Annotated in this window: 1 tRNA gene and 1 rRNA gene; both read right to left on the bottom strand. The window is 57.2% G+C overall.

The features are described 5' to 3' along the window. Positions 1–2,193, bottom strand: a 23S ribosomal RNA gene (locus tag CK500_RS11580); the annotation flags it as partial. A gap of 273 nt (positions 2,194–2,466) precedes the next feature. Further along, positions 2,467–2,538: transfer RNA gene (locus CK500_RS11575), tRNA-Ala, on the bottom strand. Positions 2,539–2,603: the final 65 nt, after the last annotated feature.

The raw sequence follows: 2,603 nt of genomic DNA, 5'->3' as shown, positions 1-2,603 counted from the left end.
CTCGGTGGCCCGCTGGCGCGGGTACCTGTGTAATGACTCCTACCTATGCTGCACATCGGCGACCACGTCTCAGCGACAGCCTGCAGTAAAGCTCTATAGGGTCTTCGCTTCCCCTTGGGGGTCTCCAGACTCCGCACTGGAACGTACAGTTCACCGGGTCCAACGTTGGGACAGTGGCGCTCTCGTTTATCCATTCATGCAAGCCGCTACTGAAGCGGCAAGGTACTACGCTACCTTAAGAGGGTCATAGTTACCCCCGCCGTTGACGGGTCCTTCGTCCTCTTGTACGAGGTGTTCAGATACCCGCACTGGGCAGGATTCAGTGACCGTACGAGTCCTTGCGGATTTGCGGTCACCTGTGTTGTTATTAGACAGTCGGAGCGCCCGAGTCACTGCGACCTGCTCCGTCGAGAGCAGGCATCCCTTCTTCCGAAGGTACGGGACTAACTTGCCGAATTCCCTAACGTCGGTTCTCCCGACAGGCCTTGGCTTGCGCTGCCAGAGCACCTGTGTCGGATCTCGGTACGGACATCGTGCTCGTCTTTTCACGGGCCCTATGTACGGCTGACTTGCGCTATCTCGCGCTTCTCTCGCTTCGTGCCATGACGGCGTCCACGAGATTCCACGATTTGACCGGGCGAAAGCCCGGCTCAGCGTTCCACACGGCGTCGACTTTCACTGCACGATGGCACTGGAATCTTAACCAGTTTCCCGTTGATGCAGTCGAGTTACGGTGCATCTTAGGACCGGCTGACCCTCGGCTGAGTGGCAGTGCCGAGGAACCCTTGCTCATCAGGCCGTCGAGGTTCTCACCCGACTATCGCTGCTACTGTGACCAGGATTGTCGTTTCTGAACGGTCCACGCGAGCTCTCGCCCGAGCTTCCATCCGAACAGAACGCCAACCTACGCGGTTGCCCCTGTCAAGGGCACGGCCAGGTCTCGGTGGTAGATTTGAGCCCCGATCATTTTGGGCGCCTCAAACCTCGGCCGGTAAGCTGTTACGCTTTTCTTAGAGGGTAGCTGCTTCTAAGCTCACCTCCCGGCTGTTTAGGGCTTGAGACCACCTTCGAATCGCACTTAATCTACACTTTGGGACCTTAACCCGGCTCTGGGTTGTTCCCCTCACGGTGCACAGGCTTACCCCGCACACCGGACTCCCTTCGTCTACAGCGCCTGCGGGTTTGGAGTTCGACAGGATGGCCGACTCCTCTCGGAGGCGGGTCATCCAATCGGTAGCTCTACCCCGCGGGCTACCTCGGAAGAGGTCATGCTTCGACATGTTTCGGTTGGAACCAGCTGTTGCCAGGCTCGATGGGCCTTTCACCCCTATGCGCAGATCACGAGAGGATATTGTAGAATACCAACTCTAACGGGCCTCCACGTGGCTTTCGCCACGCTTCACCCTGCCTGCGTATAGATCGCCTGGTTTCGGGTCGCACCCAATTGACTCCCCGCGCTTGAACACGGTGGCCCTCGCAATGCTGCGGCCGTATCGGTTTCCCTGCGCCTTCCCCGGTTCACGGGTTAGACTCGCCAATCAAGTGCACTCCCTGGGTCGTTTTTCAAAACGCACGACACGACGCCGGCTCGATTCTCTTCCTACTAGAGGATCGCTCCTCGGTCGTTTCAAGAATCGCCTTGTACGCCCTGTCGCTCGATCGCCAGCTGATTTCAGGCCCTATTGCACCGCCCTTCTCGGGGTGCTTTTCAGCGTTCGCTCACGCTACTTGTTCGCTATCGGTCTCGAGGAGTGTTTAGCCTTCTCAGGGGATGCCTGAGTTGTTCACAGAGGATATCCGACCCCTGCTACTCTGGTATTGACGCCTTCTGTACTGCGGTATCTTACGGGGTTGTCACCCTGTTTCACGCTCCGTTCCAGGAGACTTCAGATACCGGATCGAGAATTGATTGTCAACCCGAACACCACATTGGTCCGAAGACCTTCGGTTTGGGCTGTGTCGCGGTCACTCGCGGTTACTGACGACATCGCTATTGCGTTCTTTTCCTTCCCTTACTGAGATGTTTCAATTCAGGGAGTTCCCTATTGCGCGTGGCAATTGTAAACGGATTCCGATTCGGAAACCTCGTGTTCTTTCCCTCCATGCGGGTCCCACGAGCTTTTCGCAGCTTGGCACGTCCTTCATCGGCTCTCGAGCCGAGCCATTCACCAGCTGGCACAGTAGCCAGTAGTGTGTCAGTCGGTTCTATACAGAACCGCTGACGGTGTCAAGTGACTAAATGTCACCCGACTGTATATGGTTCACTGACGTTCCACGAACTCGTATGAGTTCAGTGGACGTCTGGATCGCACGTATACACGGTCGTCATCGGATCACGTCCAGGCATGGAGCGTGTCCGTCGAACCCTTCCCATCCGCGGTTTCCCGGGATGGTGCATCGGTCGTCGTCTACTCAATCCGAATCTCGTCTCCCACTTAAGGGGACGGATTCGGACCGAGGCTGACATGGACTCACTGGGATTCGAACCCAGGGCATCCTCCTTGCAAGGGAGGCACTCTACCGCTGAGCTATGAGCCCACCTTCCCACATGGGAAGGTATCGTACGCGTGTGTGTGAACCGTGGTAGTTCGTCGGTGTCCGGG

It is taken from the genome of Halorubrum salipaludis (assembly GCF_002286985.1).
GTDB classification, from domain to species: domain Archaea; phylum Halobacteriota; class Halobacteria; order Halobacteriales; family Haloferacaceae; genus Halorubrum; species Halorubrum salipaludis.
This window is presented reverse-complemented; position numbering and strand designations above follow the sequence as displayed.